Source organism: Aquilutibacter rugosus (genome assembly GCF_036541335.1).
Lineage (GTDB): Bacteria > Pseudomonadota > Gammaproteobacteria > Xanthomonadales > Xanthomonadaceae > Aquilutibacter > Aquilutibacter rugosus.
Genome location: NZ_JAZHBO010000002.1, coordinates 780,838 through 803,547 on the forward strand (window position 1 = coordinate 780,838; position 22,710 = coordinate 803,547).

The 22,710-nt window shown below is 58.5% G+C and carries 23 protein-coding genes and 1 pseudogene; 9 read left to right on the forward strand and 15 right to left on the reverse strand.

Annotated elements, in window-relative coordinates:
* Positions 1–27: 27 nt before the first annotated feature.
* Entirely contained in the window at positions 28–1,341 is a 1,314-nt protein-coding gene (locus V3390_RS08950; RefSeq protein ID WP_331689966.1) for a hemolysin family protein, read from the forward strand.
* Positions 1,342–1,350: 9 nt separating this feature from the next.
* Complete coding sequence (locus V3390_RS08955; protein ID WP_331689965.1) at positions 1,351–1,980, forward strand: exopolysaccharide biosynthesis protein; 630 nt, start codon at positions 1,351–1,353, stop codon at positions 1,978–1,980.
* Positions 1,981–1,988: 8 nt separating this feature from the next.
* Here the strand turns inward: V3390_RS08955 and V3390_RS08960 are convergent, their stop codons facing one another.
* Positions 1,989–2,771, reverse strand: coding sequence for an RNA methyltransferase (locus V3390_RS08960; protein ID WP_331704147.1), 783 nt, complete (start codon positions 2,769–2,771; stop codon positions 1,989–1,991).
* Between the two features lie 88 nt (positions 2,772–2,859).
* Between V3390_RS08960 and V3390_RS08965 the strand changes: the two genes are divergently transcribed.
* Complete coding sequence (locus V3390_RS08965) at positions 2,860–3,684, forward strand: inositol monophosphatase family protein (RefSeq protein WP_331704148.1); 825 nt, start codon at positions 2,860–2,862, stop codon at positions 3,682–3,684.
* Between the two features lie 67 nt (positions 3,685–3,751).
* On the opposite strand, the gene secF is transcribed toward V3390_RS08965, so the two are convergent.
* The 5 genes from secF to queA form a co-directional block, all read right to left on the reverse strand.
* Positions 3,752–4,714: a protein translocase subunit SecF gene (gene secF, locus V3390_RS08970; protein ID WP_331689962.1), complete on the reverse strand. Its 963-nt coding sequence runs from the start codon at positions 4,712–4,714 to the stop codon at positions 3,752–3,754.
* Positions 4,715–4,732: 18 nt separating this feature from the next.
* Positions 4,733–6,598 (reverse strand): protein translocase subunit SecD, encoded by a 1,866-nt coding sequence (gene secD / locus V3390_RS08975; protein WP_331704149.1) that lies wholly within the window; start codon positions 6,596–6,598, stop codon positions 4,733–4,735.
* A gap of 57 nt (positions 6,599–6,655) precedes the next feature.
* Positions 6,656–7,000 carry a preprotein translocase subunit YajC gene (gene yajC / locus V3390_RS08980; RefSeq protein WP_331704150.1) on the reverse strand — a complete coding sequence of 115 codons (345 nt, stop codon included), beginning with the start codon at positions 6,998–7,000 and terminating at the stop codon, positions 6,656–6,658.
* Between the two features lie 80 nt (positions 7,001–7,080).
* On the reverse strand, positions 7,081–8,223 hold the full coding sequence (gene tgt, locus V3390_RS08985; protein WP_331704151.1) for a tRNA guanosine(34) transglycosylase Tgt: 1,143 nt from the start codon (positions 8,221–8,223) through the stop codon (positions 7,081–7,083).
* A complete protein-coding gene (gene queA, locus V3390_RS08990) occupies positions 8,220–9,293 on the reverse strand; it encodes a tRNA preQ1(34) S-adenosylmethionine ribosyltransferase-isomerase QueA (protein ID WP_331704152.1) in 1,074 nt (357 codons plus the stop codon). The genes tgt and queA overlap by 4 nt, the downstream gene beginning before the upstream one ends.
* A 100-nt stretch (positions 9,294–9,393) precedes the next feature.
* Between queA and V3390_RS08995 the strand changes: the two genes are divergently transcribed.
* On the forward strand, positions 9,394–10,905 hold the full coding sequence (locus V3390_RS08995) for an aminotransferase class III-fold pyridoxal phosphate-dependent enzyme (RefSeq protein WP_331704153.1): 1,512 nt from the start codon (positions 9,394–9,396) through the stop codon (positions 10,903–10,905).
* Between the two features lie 39 nt (positions 10,906–10,944).
* On the opposite strand, the gene V3390_RS09000 is transcribed toward V3390_RS08995, so the two are convergent.
* The 7 genes from V3390_RS09000 to rsmD form a co-directional block, all read right to left on the reverse strand.
* Positions 10,945–11,727, reverse strand: coding sequence for a hypothetical protein (locus tag V3390_RS09000; RefSeq protein WP_331704154.1), 783 nt, complete (start codon positions 11,725–11,727; stop codon positions 10,945–10,947).
* Positions 11,724–12,605, reverse strand: a complete 882-nt coding sequence (locus V3390_RS09005) for an MBL fold metallo-hydrolase (RefSeq protein ID WP_331704155.1) — start codon at positions 12,603–12,605, stop codon at positions 11,724–11,726. Before V3390_RS09005 ends, V3390_RS09000 begins: the two co-directional genes overlap by 4 nt.
* Positions 12,605–14,305, reverse strand: coding sequence for a gamma-glutamyltransferase (ggt, locus tag V3390_RS09010; RefSeq protein ID WP_331704350.1), 1,701 nt, complete (start codon positions 14,303–14,305; stop codon positions 12,605–12,607). The genes V3390_RS09005 and ggt overlap by 1 nt, the downstream gene beginning before the upstream one ends.
* Positions 14,306–14,413: 108 nt before the next feature.
* A complete protein-coding gene (locus tag V3390_RS09015) occupies positions 14,414–14,698 on the reverse strand; it encodes a YfhL family 4Fe-4S dicluster ferredoxin (protein ID WP_331689954.1) in 285 nt (94 codons plus the stop codon).
* An 89-nt stretch (positions 14,699–14,787) separates the two neighbouring features.
* Positions 14,788–15,288: a hypothetical protein gene (locus tag V3390_RS09020; RefSeq protein WP_331689953.1), complete on the reverse strand. Its 501-nt coding sequence runs from the start codon at positions 15,286–15,288 to the stop codon at positions 14,788–14,790.
* A 43-nt stretch (positions 15,289–15,331) separates the two neighbouring features.
* On the reverse strand, positions 15,332–15,829 hold the full coding sequence (gene coaD, locus V3390_RS09025) for a pantetheine-phosphate adenylyltransferase (RefSeq protein WP_331689952.1): 498 nt from the start codon (positions 15,827–15,829) through the stop codon (positions 15,332–15,334).
* A gap of 40 nt (positions 15,830–15,869) precedes the next feature.
* A complete protein-coding gene (gene rsmD, locus V3390_RS09030) occupies positions 15,870–16,466 on the reverse strand; it encodes a 16S rRNA (guanine(966)-N(2))-methyltransferase RsmD (protein ID WP_331704156.1) in 597 nt (198 codons plus the stop codon).
* A 120-nt stretch (positions 16,467–16,586) separates the two neighbouring features.
* Between rsmD and ftsY the strand changes: the two are divergent.
* From ftsY to V3390_RS09045, 3 genes and pseudogenes are all read left to right on the forward strand, one after another.
* A pseudogene (gene ftsY / locus V3390_RS09035) lies at positions 16,587–17,510 on the forward strand (signal recognition particle-docking protein FtsY); the annotation flags it as partial.
* Positions 17,497–18,558 (forward strand): A/G-specific adenine glycosylase, encoded by a 1,062-nt coding sequence (gene mutY, locus V3390_RS09040; RefSeq protein ID WP_331704157.1) that lies wholly within the window; start codon positions 17,497–17,499, stop codon positions 18,556–18,558. The pseudogene ftsY and the gene mutY, both read left to right, overlap by 14 nt.
* Positions 18,555–18,824 (forward strand): oxidative damage protection protein, encoded by a 270-nt coding sequence (locus tag V3390_RS09045; protein WP_331704158.1) that lies wholly within the window; start codon positions 18,555–18,557, stop codon positions 18,822–18,824. Before mutY ends, V3390_RS09045 begins: the two co-directional genes overlap by 4 nt.
* A gap of 5 nt (positions 18,825–18,829) precedes the next feature.
* On the opposite strand, the gene V3390_RS09050 is transcribed toward V3390_RS09045, so the two are convergent.
* Both V3390_RS09050 and V3390_RS09055 read right to left on the reverse strand, forming a co-directional pair.
* The gene (locus tag V3390_RS09050; RefSeq protein ID WP_331704159.1) at positions 18,830–19,741 is read right to left on the reverse strand and encodes a pirin family protein; all 912 of its coding nucleotides are present in this window, start codon (positions 19,739–19,741) and stop codon (positions 18,830–18,832) included.
* A 144-nt stretch (positions 19,742–19,885) separates the two neighbouring features.
* The gene (locus V3390_RS09055; RefSeq protein ID WP_331704160.1) at positions 19,886–20,794 is read right to left on the reverse strand and encodes a LysR family transcriptional regulator; all 909 of its coding nucleotides are present in this window, start codon (positions 20,792–20,794) and stop codon (positions 19,886–19,888) included.
* A gap of 137 nt (positions 20,795–20,931) precedes the next feature.
* Here V3390_RS09055 and V3390_RS09060 point away from each other — a divergent pair, with 137 nt between their 5' ends.
* The gene (locus tag V3390_RS09060; RefSeq protein WP_331704161.1) at positions 20,932–21,135 is read left to right on the forward strand and encodes a tautomerase family protein; all 204 of its coding nucleotides are present in this window, start codon (positions 20,932–20,934) and stop codon (positions 21,133–21,135) included.
* A 289-nt stretch (positions 21,136–21,424) separates the two neighbouring features.
* A complete protein-coding gene (locus V3390_RS09065) occupies positions 21,425–22,444 on the forward strand; it encodes a hypothetical protein (RefSeq protein ID WP_331704162.1) in 1,020 nt (339 codons plus the stop codon).
* The last annotated feature ends 266 nt before the right edge of the window (positions 22,445–22,710 follow it).

The following is a 22,710-nucleotide window of genomic DNA, read 5'->3' on the forward strand; positions in this document are numbered from 1 at the left end:
GGGGCAAACTGTTAAGATGCAGCCTCTATGGTAGAACTTTTTATTGTCGCCGCTCTGATCCTCTGCAATGGCTTTTTTGCCATGTCGGAGATGGCGCTGATGACATCCCGCAAGCTGCGCCTTCGCCAGATGTCCGAGACCTCGGCCGGCGCCAAGGTCGCGCTCGAACTGTCCGAAAATCCGGACAATCTGCTCTCCACTGTGCAAGTCGGCATTACCGCCATTGGCGTGCTCACAGGTCTGTTCGGTGGCGATGCACTTGGAGCCTGGCTGAGCAGTTGGCTGGGCAGCACCTTTCCCGATGCCGTTCGCTATGCGCATCCCATTGGCATCACCACCGCCGTGGTAGTGATTACCGCGGCCAATGTGATCTTCGGCGAACTCATCCCAAAGCGTCTGGCGCTAACCAATCCGGAATCAATTGCCTCCGCAGTCGCGCGTCCTTTGCAGATTCTGTCCAATGCCGCCAAACCGGTGGTTGGCATTCTTGGCACCATCAACCGGCTGTTCCTGCGTCTGTTCGGCATACGCGATGATCGCGTCCAGGCCATCAGCGAAGAGGAAATTCGCCTTCTGGTGACCGAGAGCCATGAACAGGGCGTCATCGATGCGGACGAACGCAAGATGATGAATCGCGTGCTGTCGCTTGGCGATCGCACCACCGACTCGGTTATGACGCCGCGCAATCGAATTGTCTGGCTGGATCGCGAAGCCGCGTACGAAGAAAACCTGCAGATCATGCGCGAACGCCCCTACTCGCGCTATCCAGTACTGCGTGACGGCAGTGACAATGACATCGCCGGCATTCTTGAAACCAAGATGCTGCCTTCGAGCACCGAAAGTGCTGGCACTGAACGCCTGTTCTCGACGCTGCGTGAACCGCTGTACGTGGCCGAGTCCACCAACATTGTTCGCTTACTCGAAATCTTCCGCGAGGAACATCAGTCCGTTGCCATCGTAGTCGATGAGTATGGCGATGTGGCCGGACTGGTAACCATTAACGACATTCTGGGCGCCATTGTCGGTCGCATCGAAGACGTGACCGAGTCCGAGTCGCAACCGCACGTGGTGCAGCGTCAGGACGGCAGTTACCTGCTGGACGGCAAACTCGGCATCGAAGAGTTCAAGGAGCTCCTTCGCACTTCCTCATTGCCGCAGGAAGATGATCACGACTTCGTTACGGCTGCCGGTTTTCTGATTGCCAATCTGGGTCGCATTCCGCACGTCGGCGAGCTGTTTTCGTGGGGGCGTTGGCAACTCGAGGTGGTCGATCTCGATGGCCCGCGTGTCGACAAATTACTGCTGACCCACAAGGCGCCGCCCGAAGACGAGGCGGCCTAGCCCAAGCTCATGCAGCCGCGCTCCAAAGACTCCGGACAAAGTACGGCGCAGTTGCTCGCGCGACTGGCCGATGGCGATCCGGATGGCCGCGTGGAGATTCGCGACTTGCTCGCCGCATTCGGACGCCGTGCGTTCGCCGTACTGTTCCTCGGTGCCGGGCTTCTGGCAATGAACCCCGTTCCCGGATTGGCCGGCGGCCTGTCGGGTCCCCTGGTGATACTGGCCGGTCTGCAACTGATGTTCGGTCGCCGACGTCCGGTATTGCCCAAGTTCGTGCAACGCAAGAGCGTGCGACGTAGCTTCTTTGCGCGTGCCCGCGTCCGTGTCGAACCCTGGATTGGACGCATTGAGCGACTGATCCGCCCTCGCCTCACGTTCCTGTTTGATCAATACGGGTGGAACGCGTTTAGCGGCATTCTGCTGACCGTATTCGGGGTGCTGGTCCTGCTGCCGATTCCGTTTACCAACTTTGCCTTCGGCGTACTGCTGCTGTCGTATTGCATCGCCTATATCGAGCGCGACGGGGTCCTGCTCGTTTTGAACTGGGTCATCACCATTGGGGTCATTCTGGTCTTTGGAATTCTGTCGGGCACGCTGATTCGCGCCGCGACTGACTGGAGCGCACGCCTGCTCGGCTGACGACCCAATCAGTCGGAGTCGGTCGACTTGATTCGCAATGCCCGCTGCATGTCGTGCAGCACTCCGCGCAACATGCGCACTTCACGCTGATCCATCGGCGCGCGCAGAAATGCCCGCCGCAACTTGTACAAAGCCGAATTGGCCGAACGGCCCTTGTGAAAATCGATCAGTTCCAGAATCTCTGCCGTCTGGGCAAAGAAGCCTTCCCAGTCGGCGTGGGTTGCAGGTTGCGCGATTGCCGGCGCAGCCGTCAGTGACTCGGCACCCGAGCGGTTCAGCTCATACGCAACAATCTGCACCGCAGAGGCCAAGTTGAGGGAACTGTAATCGGGATTGGCGGGAATACATAGACCTGCGTGACAGCGTTGCAGCTCATCGTTGGTCAGCCCCGTACGCTCGCGGCCGAATACGACGGCCACCTTGGCTGTCGGGGTCGCGCTGATTTGTCCTAAGGCTGCCTCTGCGGCCTGTGGCGGCGTCCACTCGGTCAGGCCGATACGACGGCTGCGGGCCGTGGTGCCAATCACCAGCGAGCAATCCGCCAGCGCTTCGGACAGGGACTCTACGATCGTGGCGGCCTGCAGCAGGTCCTCGGCACCTGCAGCCATGGCGACCGCGGTCTCGTCAGGCCGGCGCGACGGGGCCACCAGCCACAGATCCGAGAATCCCATGGTCTTAAGGGCGCGTGCCGCGGAGCCGGTGTTGCCGGTATGTTGCGTGCCGACCAGCACAAAGCGGATTTGACGACGCCAGGAATCCTGCGCTGTATCGAATGGGGAAACTGAGCTCATGACGGTCCATGATAAACTCTCACACGGCCTGAGCGCCGACCGTTCTTACCCATTCTGTCCGCTTGCGATCGTTACGGAGACCTCTGCAATGCAAAAGCCCGCCATCACGCTGATGGTCAAAGCCGCGCGTGCCGCCGGCAATGTCCTGCTGCATCATATGAACCGCCTGGATTCGCTCAAGGTGGAGCAAAAGGCCCGTCTCGATTACGCGTCCGAAGTGGACCGCAAAGCGGAACAGGAAATCATCAAGGAATTCCGCTACGCCACGCCCGACTACGGCATCATCGCCGAAGAAAGCGGCATCACTGCACCGCGCAGGGGCAGCAAGTTCAGCTACGTCATTGATCCGCTCGACGGCACCAGCAACTACCTGCATGGCATCGGCCACTTCTGTGTTTCCATTGCCCTGTGTGAAGACGGCGAACCGGTCCACGGTCTGATCTTTGATCCGATCCGAAACGAGCTGTTCACCGCCTCCAAGGGATCGGGCGCCATGCTCAACGACAAACGCATCCGCGTCAGCGACCGCAAGTCGCTCGATGGAGCCATGATCATCACCGGCTTCCCGCCCCGTGAACGCGACCGCGTCGGCCCGCACCTGCGCACCGTCGAAAACGTCCTTGAAGTGGCCGAGGACATTCGCCGCACCGGTTCGGCTGCGCTCGATCTCGCGTACGTCGCTGCCGGTCGTGCCGAAGCGTACTTCGAAGCCGGCGTCAAACCGTGGGATATCGCAGCCGGCATTCTGATGGTCCGCGAAGCCGGCGGCAAGGTCAGTGATTTCAAGGGCAACAAGACGGCCGCAATGAGCGCAGAGCATCTCGACGGCCGCCCACTGCTGGCAGGCAATATCAAGTGTGCCGATGCCCTCCTTGCCCGTATCCAGGCCACCGGTTACGACAGGGAATTCTAGGCTCACGTGGACCCCGCAAAGAAAAGGCCGCCCTGGGCGGCCTTTTCTGTTGCAGCGGATTGCCCGATTAAGGGCGACGTGCCAACTCGGCGTCGTACGACTCCTTGGGCATCAGATCCTCCTGAGTTACGCGCAGGAAGCTCATTGTCAGCAGCGGGCATGCAATGAAGATCGACGACAGCGTGCCGATGATGATACCGATCATCTGCGCTTCGGACATGCCGCGCATCGACTGACCGCCGTACATGTACAGCGCAAAACACGACAGGAAGGCCACGAACGAAGTAATCACCGTACGTGACAGCGTCTGATTAATGGACGCATTGAGAACTTGCTCAGGATTTGCACGCATGGTTCTGAAGTTCTCACGGACCCGGTCAAACACCACGATCGTGTCGTTGATGGAGAAACCCATCACCGACAGCACGCCGGCCAGCACGGTCAGGTCGAACTCGTGCTGCGTCCAGGCAAACCAGCCCAGACAGATCAGCACGTCGTGCAAGGTGGTCAGAACGGCCGCAATAGCGAACTTCTTTTCGAACCGGAACGAGATGTAGATCAGGAAGCCGACCACCACAAAGAGCAGTGCCCAGACTCCGTTCTGAGCCAGATCCTTACCGACTTGCGGGCCGACAAACTCGCTGCTCAGAATCCGTGCCGGGTTCTCGGCAGTGTTCAGCGTCTTGAGTACGCGGTCCGCAGTGTGTTGCGTTGACGGGCCTGCACCTTGAGTTTCGCCTGCTGTTTGCATGCGAACCAGGATTTCCTGACCGTTACCGAAGGTCTGGACTTGCGCATCATCCATACCTGCAGCCTGGAGCTTGGCACGGGCCTGCTCGACATCGACCGGCTTTTCAAACACCAGCTCGGTCGCAGTACCGCCGGTAAAGTCCAGAGCAAAGTTAAAGCCCTTTACGGCAATGCCCACGACGGCAGCCACGGCCAGCAATGCAGCCAGCGAAATGCTGACCCAGCGCAGACGCATGAAGTTAATTTTGGACCCGTAAGGGAAAACATTAAACGGTTTCATATGGTTCTACTCCGGCCGTCAGATGGCGACCGACTTGATCTTGCGCTTGCCGCCGTAAATCAGCGTAGCCAAGCCGCGCGATACGGTCACAGCGGTAAACATGGAGGTCAGGATGCCGACGATCATTGAGATCGCGAAGCCCTTAACCGGACCGGTTCCGAATGCGAACAGCGCGATGCCGGCCAGAATTGCCGTCAGGTTGGCGTCGGCAATGGTGCCCGATGCGCGATCGTAACCTTCTGCAATCGCCTTCTTAGGCGGCAACCCGTCGCGAAGTTCCTCTCGGATCCGCTCGTTGATCAGCACGTTGGCATCCACCGACATACCGACGGTTAGCGCGATACCGGCCAGGCCCGGCAGGGTCAGTGTGGCACCGAACAGGCCCATCACTGCAATCAGCAGCAACAGATTCAGCAGCAGCGACAGACAGGTGATGATGCCGAACATGCGGTAGTAAATCAGGAAGAAGACCAGCGCAAAACCGAACGAGAACAGAATGGCTTTAAGGCCGTTCTCAACGTTCTGCTTGCCGAGCGAAGGACCAACGACTCGTTCTTCAACGAAGTCCATCGGTGCAGCCAAGGAACCCGAACGCAGCAGCAGCGCGAGATCCTGAGCTTCCTGCATGGAGCCCAGACCGGACGTGATGAAGTCCTTACCGAACACACCGTTGACGGTTGCGTTGGAGATCACTTGCTCGCTGACGCGGGTCGAATGCACTTCCTTGCCGTCGACCATCGTGACTTCGGGGATGCGTTCAACATACACGACCGCCATATTCTTGCCGACGTTCTGGCTAGTGAAGTCGAACATCCGCTGACCGGCTGCGTCATTGAGCTTGACGTTCACCGAAGGCGTACCCGACTGCGGATCGGTAGAGGCCGATGCGCCGACCATCTGGTCACCTGTGGCAATCAGTCGCTTGTTAAGCAGCAGCGGAATCGGCGGTTGGCCGGGTGCCTGTTGCTTGTAGTAGAACACGCGAGCATTTGGCGGAACGATGCCGGTCTGTTCGGCAGCGACTGCATCGCCATCGACAGTGGCACGCCATTCCAGCGTAGCCGTTGCACCCAGAATGCGCTTGGCTTGAGCGGTATCCTGCACACCGGCCAGCTGAACTACGATGCGGTCCTTGCCTTGACGCTGGATGATCGGCTCGGCCACGCCAAGGGCGTTAATGCGGTTACGCAGCGTGCCGACGTTCTGCTCGACCGCTTCGGTCGCAAAGCGATCCAGCGCAGCGGCAGACAGCGTCATGGTGACGGTGTCTGCGCCCGAATCGATCCGCATGTCGGGTTGCGACAGGCTCAGCTGGGTGACGGCCTTATCGAGGTCGGCGGCATTAGCCAGCTTGATCACGACGGAGTTGCCGGCACCGCGCTCGACACCGGTCACGGCGATCTTGCGATCGGCCATCAGGGTACGGACCTCTTCGGACAGAGCTTCCATGCGCTTATCCAGCGCGGCCTTCTGATCCACCTGCATGGTGAAGTGCACACCGCCCTGCAAATCCAGTCCCAACTGCATCGGCCGGGCGCCCAGCTTGCTCAACCAGTCCGGCACGTTGGACACCAGGTTCAGCGCAACAACGTAGTCCGAGCCCAACTTGGAGCGCAGCAGATCCGCAGCGCGCGATTGGTCATCGGGATTGCTCAAGCGCACCAGCAGCGATTTAGGATCAATTTCCACTGCCTTGGGCTGAATGCCGGCAGCCGTTACATCGGCCTTGACGCGTTGCTGCAGCTGGGCATTGATCGGTGCACCACGTGCGGAACTGATCTGCACGGAGCTGTCTTGAGGGTAGATATTGGGCAGCGCATACAGCAGGCCAAACAAGGTGACCAGCAGAATCAGCGCGTATTTCCAGCGGGGGAAAGTCAGCATGAGGAATACTCGGTAAAACGAAGGCGGACCGTTGCCGATCCGCCTTGGGAACTCAGGTTAAGCGGCCTTAGCCAGCGTGCCCTTAGGCAACACCATGGACAGCGCACCCTTTTGCACGCGGATGACGGTGTTATCGGCAATCTCAACGCTCACGAACTGCTCGCCCATGGCGACGACGCGACCGGCGATACCGCCGTTGGTCAGGACCTCATCGCCCTTGGCCAACGCATCGAGCATGGCCTTGTGTTCTTTTTGCTTTTTCATTTGCGGACGGATCGTCAGGAAGTACATGACGATGAACAGCAACGGAAACATCAGCAGCATGGAAGTCATGCCGCCCTGCGGCGCCGCACCGGCGGTCTGCGCATGCGCAGTGGAAATGAAGAAATCAGTCAGACTCATGAAAAGGGCTCTCTGCTCGGCTCTAAAATGACAGGTTAATCCGCCATTATAGCCTTGAATGGGGCCCTAACCACGCCGTTTCAAGCCGCCGGCGGAACGCTCTGACCGCGTCGCTCATAAAAGCGCCGGCGGAATTCGGCCAGCTCCCCGCGCTCAATGGCGGCCCGCATATCGGCCATCAGGCGCTGGTAATGGCGCAGGTTATGCAAGGTACCCAGCATCGGCCCGAGCATCTCGTTGCAACGGTCCAGATGACGCAAATACGAGCGGGAGAACCCGTTGGCGCAGGAGTAGCAGTCGCAGCCTTCCTCGATGGGACGCAGATCGTGTTCGTACTGGGCGTTGCGGACGCGGATCACACCTTCCGCGGTGAAGAAATGACCATTCCGGGCATTACGCGTTGGCATGACGCAGTCAAACATATCGACACCTCGCCACACTGCCTCGACCAGATCCTCGGGACGGCCGACGCCCATCAGATATCGAGGCGCATCCGCAGGCAGCTGCGGCACGATGAAATCCAGAACGCGATTGCGCTCTGCCTCGGGTTCGCCCACAGCCAGGCCACCGATGGCATAGCCGTTGAATCCGATCTCGGTCAGCGCACGCGCCGACTCGGTACGCAAGTCGTCGTACATCGAGCCTTGGACAATACCGAACAAAGCCGCATCATTGCCCTCGTGGGCACGCTTCGAACGCTCGGCCCAACGTAGCGACAGTTCCATGCTCTTGCGTGCGGCCGCGTGAGCGATGGGCTCACCGTTCACCAGGTACGGCGTGCATTCGTCAAAAATCATGACGATGTCCGAATCGAGCACTTTTTGGATGTGCATGCTTTCTTCGGGACCGATGAAGATTCGGCGACCGTCAGTCGGCGCGGAAAATGCAACGCCCTGCTCGGTGATCTTGCGCTTGTGCGCCAGCGAAAACACCTGAAATCCGCCCGAATCCGTGAGGATGGGGCCGTTCCACTTGCCAAAGCCGTGCAGGCCGCCGTGTTCAGCGATCACATCAAGACCGGGGCGTAAGTACAGGTGGAACGTATTGCCGAGAATGATCTCCGCACCCAATTCACGAATCTGATGCGGCAGGACGCCTTTAACAGTTCCGTAGGTACCTACCGGCATAAAGGCCGGTGTTTCAACGGTACCTCGCGGAAAGGTCAGACGACCGCGCCTTGCACGTCCATCGGTTTTTGAGACAGTAAATGACATGCGGCTCATGCAGTGATCTCCTGGGATGGCGCGGAAGGCATGGCCGGAAACAGCAACATGGCATCACCGTAAGAAAAGAAACGGTAACGTTGCGAGATGGCATGGCGGTAGGCTTCGATTACGCGGTCGAACCCTGCAAACGCGGAGATCATCATCAGCAAGGTGCTCTCCGGCAGATGGAAATTAGTGACCATGGCATCCACCGCGGTTATGCGATAGCCGGGTACGATAAACAGTTGCGATTCACCGTTAAACGCGCCAATGACCGGATTGCCGTCGGCATCACGACGGGTTGCCGATTCCAGTGCGCGGACGACCGTTGTGCCCACCGCAATGATGCGCCCACCGGCCGCACGAACCGCTGCGATTCGTTCGGCCAATTCGTCGCTGACCTCGACTCGCTCACGATGCATCACGTGCTGACTCAGGTCTTCGACACGCACAGGCTGAAAGGTGCCTGCACCGACATGCAAAGTGACATAGCCGAATTCGATACCTTGCGACTGCAAAGTGCTAAGGAGCGCGTCGTCAAAATGCAGTCCCGCGGTGGGTGCGGCCACAGCGCCGGTGTGACGCGCATAGACGGTCTGATACCGCTCGGAGTCATCGGCTTGCGGGTCGCGTTCGATATACGGCGGCAGAGGCAGCTGACCGACCGTTTCCAGATATGTCGTCAGATCCGTATCGATTTCAAATTGCAGCGTGAAGAACCCTTCCTCGCGCGCGATCACCGTGGCGAGACCACCGGCATTGAGCTCGATGAGTCCGCCGATTTTCGGGGTCTTACTGGCACCGATCTGAGCAAGGGCGGTGTGTTCATCCAGGACGCGTTCTACCAGAATCTCGACATGGCCACCTGTGGGTTTGCGCCCAAACAGGCGTGCAGGTATCACCCGCGTGTCGTTGAAGATCAGCAAATCGCCGGGACGCAGACACGATGTCAGGTCGCTGAAATGCGCATCCTGCAAGGCTTGGGGCACAGGCGGAACAACCAGCAGCCGCGAAGCGGAGCGGTTCGGTAGCGGCGCCTGCGCGATCAGTTCCGGCGGTAGGTCGTAGTGGAAATCGGATTTTTTCACAGCGGTACATTTTACTGTACCGTCACGGGGGTTACGGCATTCGAGGCGCTTTGATAAACTCGTCGGATTCCCTGAATGCAAACGATTGCAGGAGCGTTTCATGTCCGTACTCGACACCCTTAAGCCCCTTCGCGACTGCGGGGGGCATCGTCTCACCACCGGCCTGGACGATGCCACGATCGAGCAATTTGCGCTCCTGGACTCCAATCTCGGCCTGGCCATTGAGGGTGCCGGCAACGCTTTTAAGGCGGTTTCCGACGAGTTCGCCGACCTCCTGCAATTGGACGAGCGCGATCAGATCGAACAGCTGCAAGCGGATTTTATCAACTTCTACGCAACCGATGCCGTCAATCCTTACGTTGCGCTGGCTGCGGCCGGCCCCTGGATCGTGACGCTCAAAGGTGCAGTGCTCCACGACTCCGGCGGTTACGGCATGCTCGGTTTCGGCCACACGCCGCAATCCGTTCTCGATGCAATGGCCAAGCCGCAAGTGCTTGCCAACGTCATGACGCCTTCGCTGTCGCAAAGACGCTTTACGGACAGACTGCGCGGCGCCATTGGCCGCAGCCGCGGCGCTTGTCCTTACGCACGCTTTATCTGCGTCAACTCCGGCAGTGAGGCCGTAACCGTCGCAGCACGTCTGGCCGACGCCAATGCCAAAGTCATGACTGATCCCGATGGCCGCTACCCCGGCGCCACCATCAAGCGCATTGTGGTTAAAGGCAGCTTCCACGGCCGCACCGACCGCCCTGCTCTGTATTCGGACTCTTCACGCAAGGGCTATATCGCAAATCTCGCGAGCTACCGAGGTGAGGATTCGGTAATCGCCATCGAGCCCTATGACGTTCAGGCCCTGCAACAGGCCTTCGAATCGGCGCGCGCCAGTAACTGGTTCATTGAGGCCATGTTCCTGGAGCCTGTAATGGGCGAAGGCGATCCCGGCCGCAGCGTCCCCGTCGATTTCTATAACGAAGCGCGCCGCCTGACCGCGGAACACGGCTCGCTGCTGCTGGTGGACTCGATCCAGGCCGGCTTGCGCGCCCATGGCGTGTTGTCGATTGTTGACTACCCCGGTTTTGAACAATGTGACGCCCCGGATCTCGAAGCCTATTCCAAAGCACTGAATGCCGGTCAGTTCCCGCTGTCGGTACTGGCCATGACCGAACGCGCAGCCGCTACCTATCGCCCCGGTTTGTACGGCAACACGATGACCACCAACCCGCGCGCCCTGGATGTCGCCTGCGCCGTCATGGATATGGTGACGGATTCGGTCCGCGACAACATTGCCTTGCGCGGCCGCCAGTTCATCGAGCGTTTCGAGACCCTGCGCGCCGAACAGCCCGATCTGATCAGCAAGGTGCAAGGCACCGGCCTGCTGTTCTCCGTTGAATTGCCACCGCAGTACAAGTGCTACGGTGCCAACTCGACCGAGGAATGGCTGCGTATGAACGGTATTGGCGTCATTCACGGCGGCGTGAATTCGCTGCGCTTTACGCCCACCTTTACGATCACCGAGCCGGAGATCGATCTAATCGTCGGCATGGTTCGCCGTGCACTGCTCGAAGGCCCCGGCGCCGTTGCCGGTGCGGACGGCGAGCGTCAGGTCGCCTAATAAACCACCCGAGCTCTTTCGCCGATTCAGAAGCCCGCGCTAGTCGCGGGCTTTGTTATGGCGTGCTCTGCGAATCAGGACGACTCGCGCCACGATCAGCAGTGTCAGCAAACCGAAGGCTGCCAATGTCCACATGCGGCTCAACAAATCGCGCAATGATCTACGCTGCTGCGCATCCTGCAACTGCCGATTGAGTGCCCGCACTGTGGCTTCATCGAGCTGGACGGTTCCCGGCAGCTGCCACTTTCCGTCGGCCAGAATCACCTGCCGTTCCAGCGTTGGCACGAACAGTTCACTCCAGAACATGCGCACATCGCCAACCTGCGGATTCAGAGGATTATCGCTATCAGACAGACCGTCGCCATCGGGCTGAAAACGTCGCGACCAGCGAAACGGTACGCGCGAGAATCCCGGGCGCACACGGATCCACTGTCCTAGCGCCATCAGGACACCGGGATCAACCTGCTGGCCATCAATGTTGGCATCCGAGGCGAGCCAAACTGCATTCTGCAACTTAGGCATGGGCGGGTTACTGTGCTGTACATCACCGCTAACCACCGGAGCATCACGCCAGACTTTTACAAACCCGTCGCCATCGCGTTCCCACTGCAGCATCTCGACCTGACGGCGCAGACCCAGCTTGCGGGATTCGACCCGAATCTCCGGATCACGAAGAGTCTGCCGGCTCTGAATCGTCTTGGGCTCGGTGTTGGTCAGGCGCTCGGCGGTATCCGTCTCATCGGCAAGTGCATGCCCGACGGATGTCGTCATCAGAAACAGCAATGCCAACCCGATGGCGGCAAAGCGCCGGTGCACGCTCACGCCAGCTCCAGCGCCTGCACCTGCGGCCAGCGATGCGTGAGAACGAATTTGCCTTTTTCATCACGAGCAACGCGCCCCATCGCGGTCTGCGGATCGTGAGTAAAGAACAGTCCGATGTCGCGTGCCTGCATGTCTTCAAGAAACACTCGCTTCTCGTCGATCAGGAGTTCCGCATTGCGGTCATAGCCCATCGTGATGGGCACGTGCACCCATGGCTCACCCGGGATCAGATCGGCGCAAAACACCACGCCGTTCAAGTCGGAATCGGCATCTCGTCCGCGGATCTCTGCCAGCAGCAGACCGGGCGTGTGGCCATCGGAGTGATGAAAACGAACTGATTGCCCTAAAGTTTCCGAGTAATCCCCTGCGACCTTTTCCAGGCGGCCTGTGCTTTCCAGTAGCCCGGCAAGTTCCGGAATAAAACTGGCCCGATCGCGCGGATGCGGATGCGTGGCGCGTTGCCAGTGTTCCGCACCAACGACGTAACTCGCATTCTCAAAGACCAATTGCGGCGTACGACCCGGCTCATAGGCCTGCAGCAAACCGCCGGCATGGTCAAAATGCAGATGCGACAGCACCACGACATCAATATCGTTCGGACTCACGCCAATGGCAGCCAATGAATCGATTAGAACGTGGCGATCCTCGATAACGCCATAGCGTTCACGTAGAGCGGGATCAAAGAAGGCACCGATACCGGCTTCGAACAGAACGGTGCGGCCATCCAAGTCCTGAACCAGCAAGGCGCGACAGGCCAGATCGATGCGGTTGGCATCATCGGGATGCGACCAGCGCGACCACAGGGCGCGGGGGGCGTTGCCGAACATGGCACCGCCATCGAGCTTCTGTGAATTGCCAAGTAGCGAGTACAGACGCATCAGCGGGCTACCTTGATCACCGCGCGTCGCAGCGTCTGAACACTGCCTACGGGATTACGCGGATCGGTACCGCCATCGACTGTGCCATCGGTCTTGCGGTAACGCACGGTTTGCAGGTTGCCCCAGGTCTTCTGCACGGTGACCTTGTGCCCCATCTTTTCCAGATCTGCAATTTCCTGCGGCGAGAATGTATTGTGCTCGGCGTAAATCGTGTCGGGCAGCCACTGATGGTGGAAGCGCGGTAGGGCAGCGACTTGCTGTGAACTTAAACCCTGGTCGTAGCCAATGATGCCAAGCAGCACCTCAGTGATGATGCGGCTGCCACCCGGTGCGCCCAGAGCAACCACATCGGTCGGTGATTCGATAAAGGTTGGCGACATCGAACTCAGCATGCGCTTGCCGGGCTTCGGTGCGTTGGCCTCAAAGCCCATCACGCCAAACGCATTCGGAGTTCCGGGCTTGAGCGCAAAGTCATCCATTTCATCGTTGAGCAAAACGCCGGTACCCGGAGCGACCATGCCACTGCCGTACAGCAAATTCACGGTTTGGGTCGCAGCGACGCGATTGCCTTCGGAATCAATAATGGAGAAGTGCGTCGTCTCGTCGTCTTCCAGCGGTGCGGGTTGACCGATCAGCAAATCCGATGGCGTGGCCTTTTGCGGATGAATCGTTGCACGCAAACCTGCAGCGTATTCCTTGCTTTGCAGGCGCGCCATCGGCACTTTGACGAAGTCCGGATCGCCCAGATAGATGGTGCGATCACGATAAGCACGACGCATCGCCTCGGTGAGCAGATGGACCTGCTCAACTCGACTCATGGCATTCAAGTTCCAACCACCGTCAATCGTCTGCAGAATCTCCTGCATTGCAATGCCACCGGACGATGGCGGCGGAGCTGTCGTGACGCTCCAGTTGCGGTAGCTAAAACGCAGAGGTTCACGGAATTTGACCGCATAGCTGCCGAGCTCCTGCGGCGTCCAGCGACCGCCCTCGTCGGCAACCGCCTTGAGCAGCAATTGCGCTGTCTCGCCCTTGTAGAAGCCATCGTAACCACCGGCCGCGAGTCGCTCCAGGGTTCGTGCCAGATCCGGTTGTTTGAACAACTCGCCAACTTCAGGGGCATCCCCGTCCTGCCACATCAGGGCCTTGCTCGCCGGGAAGCGGTCCATGACGTCCTTGCGCTCCTCGTACCCTTTGACCATGCGTGCATACAGGGGAAAACCCTGTCGCGCAATGTGGATAGCAGGAGCCAGGCTCACATTCAGCGGCAATCGGCCGTGACGTTCTGCGAGGTGAACCAATGCAGCCGGTAAACCGGGAATACCCGCAGACCAAGGGCCGTTTTGCGATTTGTTGATGTCCAGATTGCCTTGCGCATCAAGGAACTGTTCCGGTGTGGCAGATTCAGGCGAGGTCTCCCGTGCATCCAGAAACACATCTTTGCCGGTGCGCGCGTCGTGTAGCAGGAAGAAGCCACCACCACCAATACCGGAGCTAATAGGCTCAACCACGCTCAAGGTCGAGGACACGGCCACTGCCGCGTCGAACGCATTGCCGCCCATGCGCAGCATTTGGATGCCAGCATTGGTCGCCAGCTGGTGTCCCGATGCGACAACCGCACCCTTGGGTGCTACCACTTGCTGCGTTGCGACAGGTACAGCCGAAACGGCCCCGGGTGTTTTGGCCCATGCCGAACCCATGAACACACTGCCAATGCCTAAGGCGATGCTCAAACCCAATTGCAAAGGATGGAAACTCCGCTTGGAATGAAACGGCGCATTGGTTTGCATGGGCACTCCGGTGTTCAGTTAGGCAAAGTTTGTAGTCTGCAGGTCGGCGGCGATGCCCTGCTCGCGCAATCGCTCCAGCTTGGAAAGCAGTTGCTCCTGCGTCTCGACGACGTCAGGATCGGGATCGATGCACTCGACCGGGCAGACCATGACGCATTGCGGCTCATCAAAATGGCCGACGCATTCTGTGCAGCGCGCCGGATCAATGATGTAGATCTCCGGGCCCATGGAGATGGCCTGGTTTGGACAGGCGGGCTCGCAGACATCGCAATTGACGCACAAATCGTTGATCTTGAGTGACATCAGTCCGGCACAATAAAAAATCGCGGCGAATCAGGGATTCGCCGCGATCCAGTTTAGCAAATGGAGCCCGATTAAGGCTCCCGATTGGCTTACTTAGTTTCGATAAACTTGAATGTAGCGCCTGCCTTATCAGCAGCTGCCTTAACGGCGCCCTGATCTGCAGGCTTACCGACGAACAGGACGGTCACGCCGCGCATGGAGTTCGGCTCGGCATAACCCAGGGCATCAGCAGCCATATCGGCAGCAGCCTTGGAATCCGGCGATGCGAACGCCAGCATGTTGCCTGGCAACACGCCACGAGCGACGTCATTCTGGACTTGGGTCAGCAGACGGTCTTTGGCACCTGCATAATCCGCAGAGCTCGGGCCCGGCAGGTAATACACGAACGGCGTGCCCTCAACACCCTCCATATTCGCGCGGACGACCGAAGTCAGGTAATTGCCCCAAGCAGTGTCGTCTTCGGTGGTCGGGGCGGAGCCCACCACGGGTGCTGCTGCCTGTTCAGTCTTGGCCGCATCTTCTTTCTTACATGCGGTCAATGCCGGAACCGTCAGGACGGCTGCCAGCAGCAGGGGTTTAATCAGTTTCATTAGGGCAATCCTTGATCAGATGTGAATACAGCATACAGCGCAATTATTGTGCAGATTGCCAGTGAATATGCAATGCCTGCAATACAGCTTCGGGAACAAAACCGGAAACATCGCCGCCAAGCCGCGAAATCTCCCGCACCAGCGACGAGGAAATGAAGCCGTATTTCTCGTCCGGTGTCATGAATAGGGTCTGCACTTCGGGAATCAGATGGCGATTCATTGAGGCCATCTGGAATTCGTATTCAAAGTCGCTGACTGCACGCAGTCCGCGCAACAGAATGCCGGCGCCCTGGGATCGGACAAAATGCGCGAGTAATCCGTCAAAACCCCGCACCTCTACATTTGCATGATGACCAAGGGCTTTACCGGCCAACTCTACGCGCACCGCAAGCGGCAAGGTCGGGCCCTTACCGGGGCTTTCTGCAACGCCGACGATGAGTCGTTCAAACAGCGGCGCCGCACGATCCACCAGATCAACATGGCCGTTGGTGATCGGATCAAAGGTGCCCGGATAAACGGCGACGCGTGGATTGACAGTCATGTCGGAATGGGGAGTTAGCGAATTGGTGCCAGTGTACCAGTCACTTGGACCTTCGGTACAAAGCGTAGTGGACCTCGCGCGTTTGCCCCTGACGATGCTCCTGCCAAAGTGCCGACGGCCGTGCCCCGCCCCGCAATTCCTGCTCAAGATACAGCCAGCTGCCGGCCCCGGTGATGTGGTCGACGGCCTGCAGCGCGGGTTCGTGCAGATTCAGACCAAATGGCGGATCAAGAAATATCAGGTCAAACCGCTCTGATTGCCCTGCCAGACTGCGCAGACATTGCACACCATCCGTCCGCCGCAAATCACTTCGATCCTGTGCGCCCAGCGTTTCTATATTGACTTGCAGCTGCCTTGCCGCATCGGAATCCAGCTCGCAGAAGGTAGTGTGCACCGCACCACGCGACAGCGCCTCGAGACCGAGAGCGCCGGTACCCGCGAACGGATCGAGTACACGCATCCCCGCAATCTGAAACTGAATCCAGTTAAATAAGGTCTCGCGGACACGGTCCGAAGTCGGTCGCAAACCGGGCTTGTTCAGGACGAGTAACTTGCGACCACCCCACTCGCCACCAATAATTCGGACCTGTCCTGTCGCAGTTTGCGCACGAGGTGCTCGGCTTGCATTACGGTTCACGTGGCCCCACCTGTTAAAATGCGCTGGCCAGGGCCGCGCCACTGACCTGGTTTAAGGACCAATCCGGACATGCTCAATATTCTACGCAAAAAGACCGAACTCACGCCGGAACCGGAAACTCCCGGCTGGCGCGAACGTCTTGGCAACTCCAATTTCGCACGCAGCGTAGGCGGTCTGTTTTCCGGCAACCCGCGTCTGGACGCGGCGCTGCTTGACGAGATCGAAACTGCGCTGCTGACATCCGACATGGGTGTCTCGGCGACAATGCAGGTCGTTGACAAGCTCCGACTTGAAATGAAACAGCGTCGGTTCCCGGATGTGGCTGCGCTGCACGCCCAATTGCGCGATGACCTCCGTGCCATGCTGCAACCGATTGCACGCCCGCTGATCATCAACGAATTCGACCGCCCCTTCGTGATTCTGACGGTTGGCGTCAATGGCGTCGGCAAGACCACCACCATCGGCAAGTTGGCCATGCGCCTTCGCAATCAGGGTCGCAGCCTGATGCTGGCTGCCGGTGACACCTTTCGCGCAGCAGCTGTCGCACAACTGCAGGCCTGGGGCGAAAAGAATGGCGTGACGGTAATCGCTCAGGGCCAGGATGCGGACTCCGCCTCTGTCACCTTTGATGCGATCCAAGCCTGCAAGGCACGCGACGTCAATATTCTGATCGCCGACACGGCAGGCCGCCTGCACACGCAAACCGGTCTGATGGACGAGCTCAGCAAGATCAAACGCGTCATGAAGAAAATTGATGCGAGCGCACCGCAGGAAGTTCTAATGGTGATCGATGGCACGACCGGCCAGAACGCGGTCTCGCAAGTGCGCCAGTTCCATCAGGCCGTTGGCGTAACGGGTCTGGTGGTAACCAAGCTCGACGGCACGGCCAAGGGCGGCGTTGTGTTTGCACTCGCCCGCGAATTCGGCATCCCAATTCGCTTTATCGGCGTGGGCGAGCATGTCGGCGACTTGCGCGAGTTCAATGCCAATGACTTTGTCGATGCAATTCTGCCGCCGCTAGATTCCGCCGTTGACAGAAACTGATTCCACATTTGCGCAACGCCTGTTGCGCTGGTTCGACGTCCATGGCCGCCATGACTTACCGTGGCAGATTGAACGGAGTCCGTATACCACCTGGGTCTCCGAGGTCATGCTGCAGCAGACTCAGGTCAGCGCCGTAATCCCTTATTTCCGGCAGTTTATTGACCGCTTTCCCGATGTCCATGCATTGGCTACTGCCGATGAAGACGCCGTATTCGCTCACTGGTCGGGCCTGGGTTATTACTCGCGCGCTCGCAACCTGCATGCAGCCGCCAAGCTTTGCGTCGAACTGCACGATGGGCACATCCCCAACGATCCGGATGCATTGCTGGCTTTGCCCGGCATCGGTCGCAGTACCGCGGGGGCGATTCTGGCGCAGGCGTATGGCCTTCCCTATCCGATCCTGGATGGCAACGTCCGGCGCGTGCTGGCACGTTACTTGGGCATAGAAGAGTGGCCCGGCAGCGCTGCAGCCCAACGGCGTTTATGGGATTTTGCACAGAATCGGGTTGCTGCCGATCGCACCGCGGATTACACGCAGGCACAGATGGATCTGGGCTCCATGATCTGCAAGCCGCGCAAGCCAAGGTGCGCTGAATGTCCCTTGCAATCCGACTGTCAGGCATTGGCAATGGAGCGCACGAATCGCATTCCGGTCGCCAAGCCGCGTCGCGAACGACCGACACGTCATGCAGTTGCGGCCATTCTGATGCACGAGGATCGGGTGCTGCTGATTAAGCGGCCGCCTGCAGGTATCTGGTCTTCGTTATGGACTTTGCCGCAAGCCGATACCACGGAGTCGCTGCTGGATTCCTTGCCGCGCGTAGCTGCTCAACTGGCAGCACCCGTTGCACTGGAACCGATCGAGCACGCCTTCTCGCATTATGATCTGCGCTTGCAGCCGCTGCATTTCGGCACGATCGAGTTGAGCCCGCAGATTTCCGACCGCAATGATGTGCGCTGGCTGGGCTATGCCGAATTGAACGACGTAGGTCTGCCTGCGCCCATCCGCACTTTGCTTGCCCACACTATTCTCAGGAAACCCCAATGAGCCGAACTGTCTTTTGCCAACTGCTGCAACGCGAAGCCACGGGACTGGATTACGCCCCATGGCCCGGCGAATTGGGTCAGCGTATTTTCAGCTCGATCAGCCGCGAGGGCTGGGAGCGCTGGCTAACGCATCAGACCGCACTGATTAACGAGAATCGCCTCTCGCCCATGGACCCGAACCATCGCGCCTATCTGACCGAACAGATGCAGCGTTTCCTGTTCGAAGGCGGTGCCGACGCCGTGGCTGGCCTTACGCCGGAAGCCTAATCGCGTTAGGACGCGTCAGGCGCAGTCTTGATGCGGATGCTCTCAATCGCCGGCGCTTTAAGCTCCGGTGCGGTGCTGCCCGGTACGGGTGGCGGGAATCTCGACGTTCGCTCATTCCAGTCCTGAATGGCCTGCATGAGCTCATCCTGAGTCTTTGCAACAAAGTTCCACCAGATCAGCGGCGGATCGATCGGTTCGCCGCCGACCATTAGCAGTCGGCTATTCGCATCGAGCCGGATCTGCAGCGCCTCGGCTCCCGGCGCCAGATACAGCAGCTCGCCGGTCTGCACAGATTCGTTGCCAATTTCGGCATGTCCGTATAGCAGCATGAATCCGTATTCGAAACCGGGTTGCAGATCAATGCCGATAGCACCGGCATCGTCTGTTGAACTGAAATCCGCACCGATTAGCGGCGAATAAATTTCGGCCGGTGAACGATGTCCGGCCAGTTCACCGGCCAGCACCTTTACGGTGACACCGTTTACCGTGAACTCGGGAATATCCGCGTAGTTTGCAAAGTCCGCAGGTCCATGACGACGTGACTCCGGCAATGCAATCCAAAGTTGCGCTGCATGCATTGGAGTGCCGTCGCGAATACTGTCCTCGGTATGGAAAACACCGTTACCGGAGGTCATCAGATTCACTTGGCCCGGATAGATGATCTGTTCGTTACCCAGCGAATCGCGATGCATGATCTCGCCTTCGATCATCCACGTAAATGTCTGCAAGCCGATATGCGGGTGCGGCCCGACGTGCAAGCCCTGGCCCGGCTCAAAGCTGACCGGGCCGACATGATCGAGAAAACACCAGGCGCCCACTGAGCGACGCCGAGCATTGGGCAGGGCCCGATGGATGCGGGTGTTGGTGCCCACAATGGACTTGCGGGCAGCGTAGCGTTCGAATTGAAGCGCTGTCATGGCATCAACATACACCGTCAGCGATGACACATCAAAATTTCCCCTGAGCGACGGTTGTAACAGACAAAAGAAAACCGGGCGTTGTCAAAGTTGATGCTGTCCTGTGCGCTGTCGCGCCCGGCGATTCAGCCATCCGATATCAGCTCAATCGAAGCGTCCCTGCGCAGCGCAAGCTATGAGCCCATCGACGATGTAACGCACCCGCGGGCTGAGGTGGGCGCGTTTGGGCCAAATCGCATGGATGTCAATGCGGCTGCCCGCGTATGCATCGAGCACGGAGCGAAGACGACCATCCCCCAGATGCTCGCGCACCATTGACAGGGGGAGTTGGGCCAGGCCCAGCCCTCGTGCAGCGGCATCGACCATCGCTTCGCCATCACTGATCTGATGGCTGGCCGGAGGTGTGACGCGCTTCTCCACCCCCTGGTCCTTGACCCACCAGACCATGGGTGGACCTCGCAGGGCACCAACAACGCAGCGGTGCGCCGAAAGCTCTGAAAGTGTCGTCGGCTCGCCGTGATCGCGAAGATATTCGGGCGAGGCACAGATGACACGCGGCTGGGTGGCCAGACGCCGCGCCACCAGGTGGGCGGTGTCCTTTAAGGTGCCGAATCGGATCGCGATGTCCACGTCCTCCTGCAGCAGGTCGCTGGTTGCGTCGGTGAAGGTCAGGCTCAGTTGCAGACCGGGGTGAGGCCGAGCAATCTCGATCAGCGCCGGCAGCACGACGCGGCGCCCAAACGCCACCGGCATATCAATGTGCACCCGACCATTGAGAACCCGGTTGCTTGATGACAGCGCCGCCTGCGCGGCGGTGATCTCCTCCAAAGCCAAGGTGCATGCCGCAAGGTAGGCCTCGCCATCGGCCGTAAGTCGAGTCAGGCGCGTGGTGCGGTGAAACAACTTAACGCCCAAGCGCTGCTCAAGCCGAGCAACCGTTTTGCCGACCGCTGATTTGGTCAGGCCCATGCGATCAGCCGCTTGCGTGAAATTGTCGCTGCGCGCAGCGGTCACAAAAACGGAGATGCCAGCGAGCGGGTCGACGTCTTTCATAGTAGATTTGTGCGCTACTTTGATAGTAAATATGGGTGACAATCGAAATGTATTTCTACTTTAGCATTTAACTTGCAGCCTGGACCGCCGGCATTGGCTTCCGGGTGTTGGGGTAAATCCAACTGAAGGAGTCGAAAATGCCTGTCGTACGAGTGAGCTGGTTTGAAGGCAAGGACCACGCACAAAAGCAAAAAGTCGCAGCGGAGATCACGGAGAGCATCGTGCGCAACACCGCGACCGATCCCAACTACATTTATGTGATTTTTGAAGACGTGAAGCCGTCGGACTGGGCCGGTGCCGGCAATCTGTTCGGCGCGCCTGAAAACTCCCCAGCAGGCTGAGTCCGCAATCGAGTGCGCATGTCACTGCATTACCAGATTAGCGGGCAAGAATTGGCACTGCCGCCGCGAACACTAGGCAACAAAAACCCCTGATAAATCAGGGGTTTAATCGTTTCAGGTAATGGTGGCCGGGGAGGGAATCGAACCCCCGACACGGGGATTTTCAATCACTCGAACAACGTTGTAGTATCAATGAGTTACAGAAACTTAAATTATGCACAGTCGCTTGCAAGTTATTGATTTGCATAACATCAACATCGAATTTTATGCTGAATTTCAGGGGTAGGTAATGACTATTGATGTGGCGCTAGCGACGAGCGATGCCATGGTTCTTGGTTGCGATTCGCTTTCCAGCATCAATGAAATTGCGTTCTTTCCGAAGCGCAATCCGGCGTGCGTCGTGTTGGATGAGCACGGAAATCCGAAGTGGGACGATCAGGGACGTATGCTTATTGCGATCGACCCAAATTCTCCATCGCATATCGCAACTACAAGCGTCATGGGAGGTGTACAGAAGATGTTTCTCCTGTACGAAGACGCGAATTTCGAGTGCTCTGTCGCGGCCATCACGTCTGGAATGGCTTCGATCAGTGGAATGACAATCGCAGAAGTCGCCGACCGTTATCACGCGTCCAAGCAAAACGACGGCAGCCAATTCCGTACTGCGCGAGAAGTTGTTGATGATTTCACGGTCTACGTTCGCGGACTTTGGGAAAAAGACGAATTCAGGTCCCTCCTCAATTTCCTCATCGCTGGCTTCGGGCCAGATGATACGCGCATTCGAACTTTCAGCGTAGCGATCGCGATACCGCAAGTGGTCGAGCAGTTTCGATTTCCAGAGGAAGCTCGGGACGGGTTTGGCCTTGCGTGGGACGGTCAAGCAGGGAATGCAGGGCGTTTGCTCAGCGGCGTTGATTCCAATCTCAAGTCTGAAATTGAACGTTATATCCGCTCAATGCTAGGTATCTATCGGCAGCAAGTTGCAGAGGATATGTTGGCTGGCCTAGCAGACGCTGGCGTCGAGATCCCTCCCTCATTCAGCTACGATTTACGAGAGCTCGGGTCGGTAAATTTGCCATGGGAGCTTGGCTGGCAGGACATCAATTACCGGAATCTGCCACTCCAGACTGCGGTTGAACTGACGGCGGCACTTGTAAATATCGAATCTGGTATGCAAAAATTCGCTCAGGGAATTCCGACAGTTGGTGGCAGAACTAGAATTGGGATCCTGAGGCGCGGTAAGGGTTTTCTTACCCTGAATGAGCCATCGCTTGTACATCACCACACGGGATACCATACCGATGAATAGCCTTGCAATTGAAAACGCATGCGCCGTGGCCGATCGGGAGTCCGGATCTTCCAGCTCGTCGCGAGCGATCCCAAGAAACCCCTATAAGCTTACGACGTCTGGCCAGGTGACTGTTCCCAATAAAAAAACGACGGCGCCTACTTCTGATAGGGCGAAGAAGACGACACGTTATGTGGTAACCGTCTCTGGCACAAAAGTGATCAGACAAACGCGAGATTGATTTCTCGGATTGAAGTCGAAAAGCTCGGGAATCCCCCGAGCTTTTG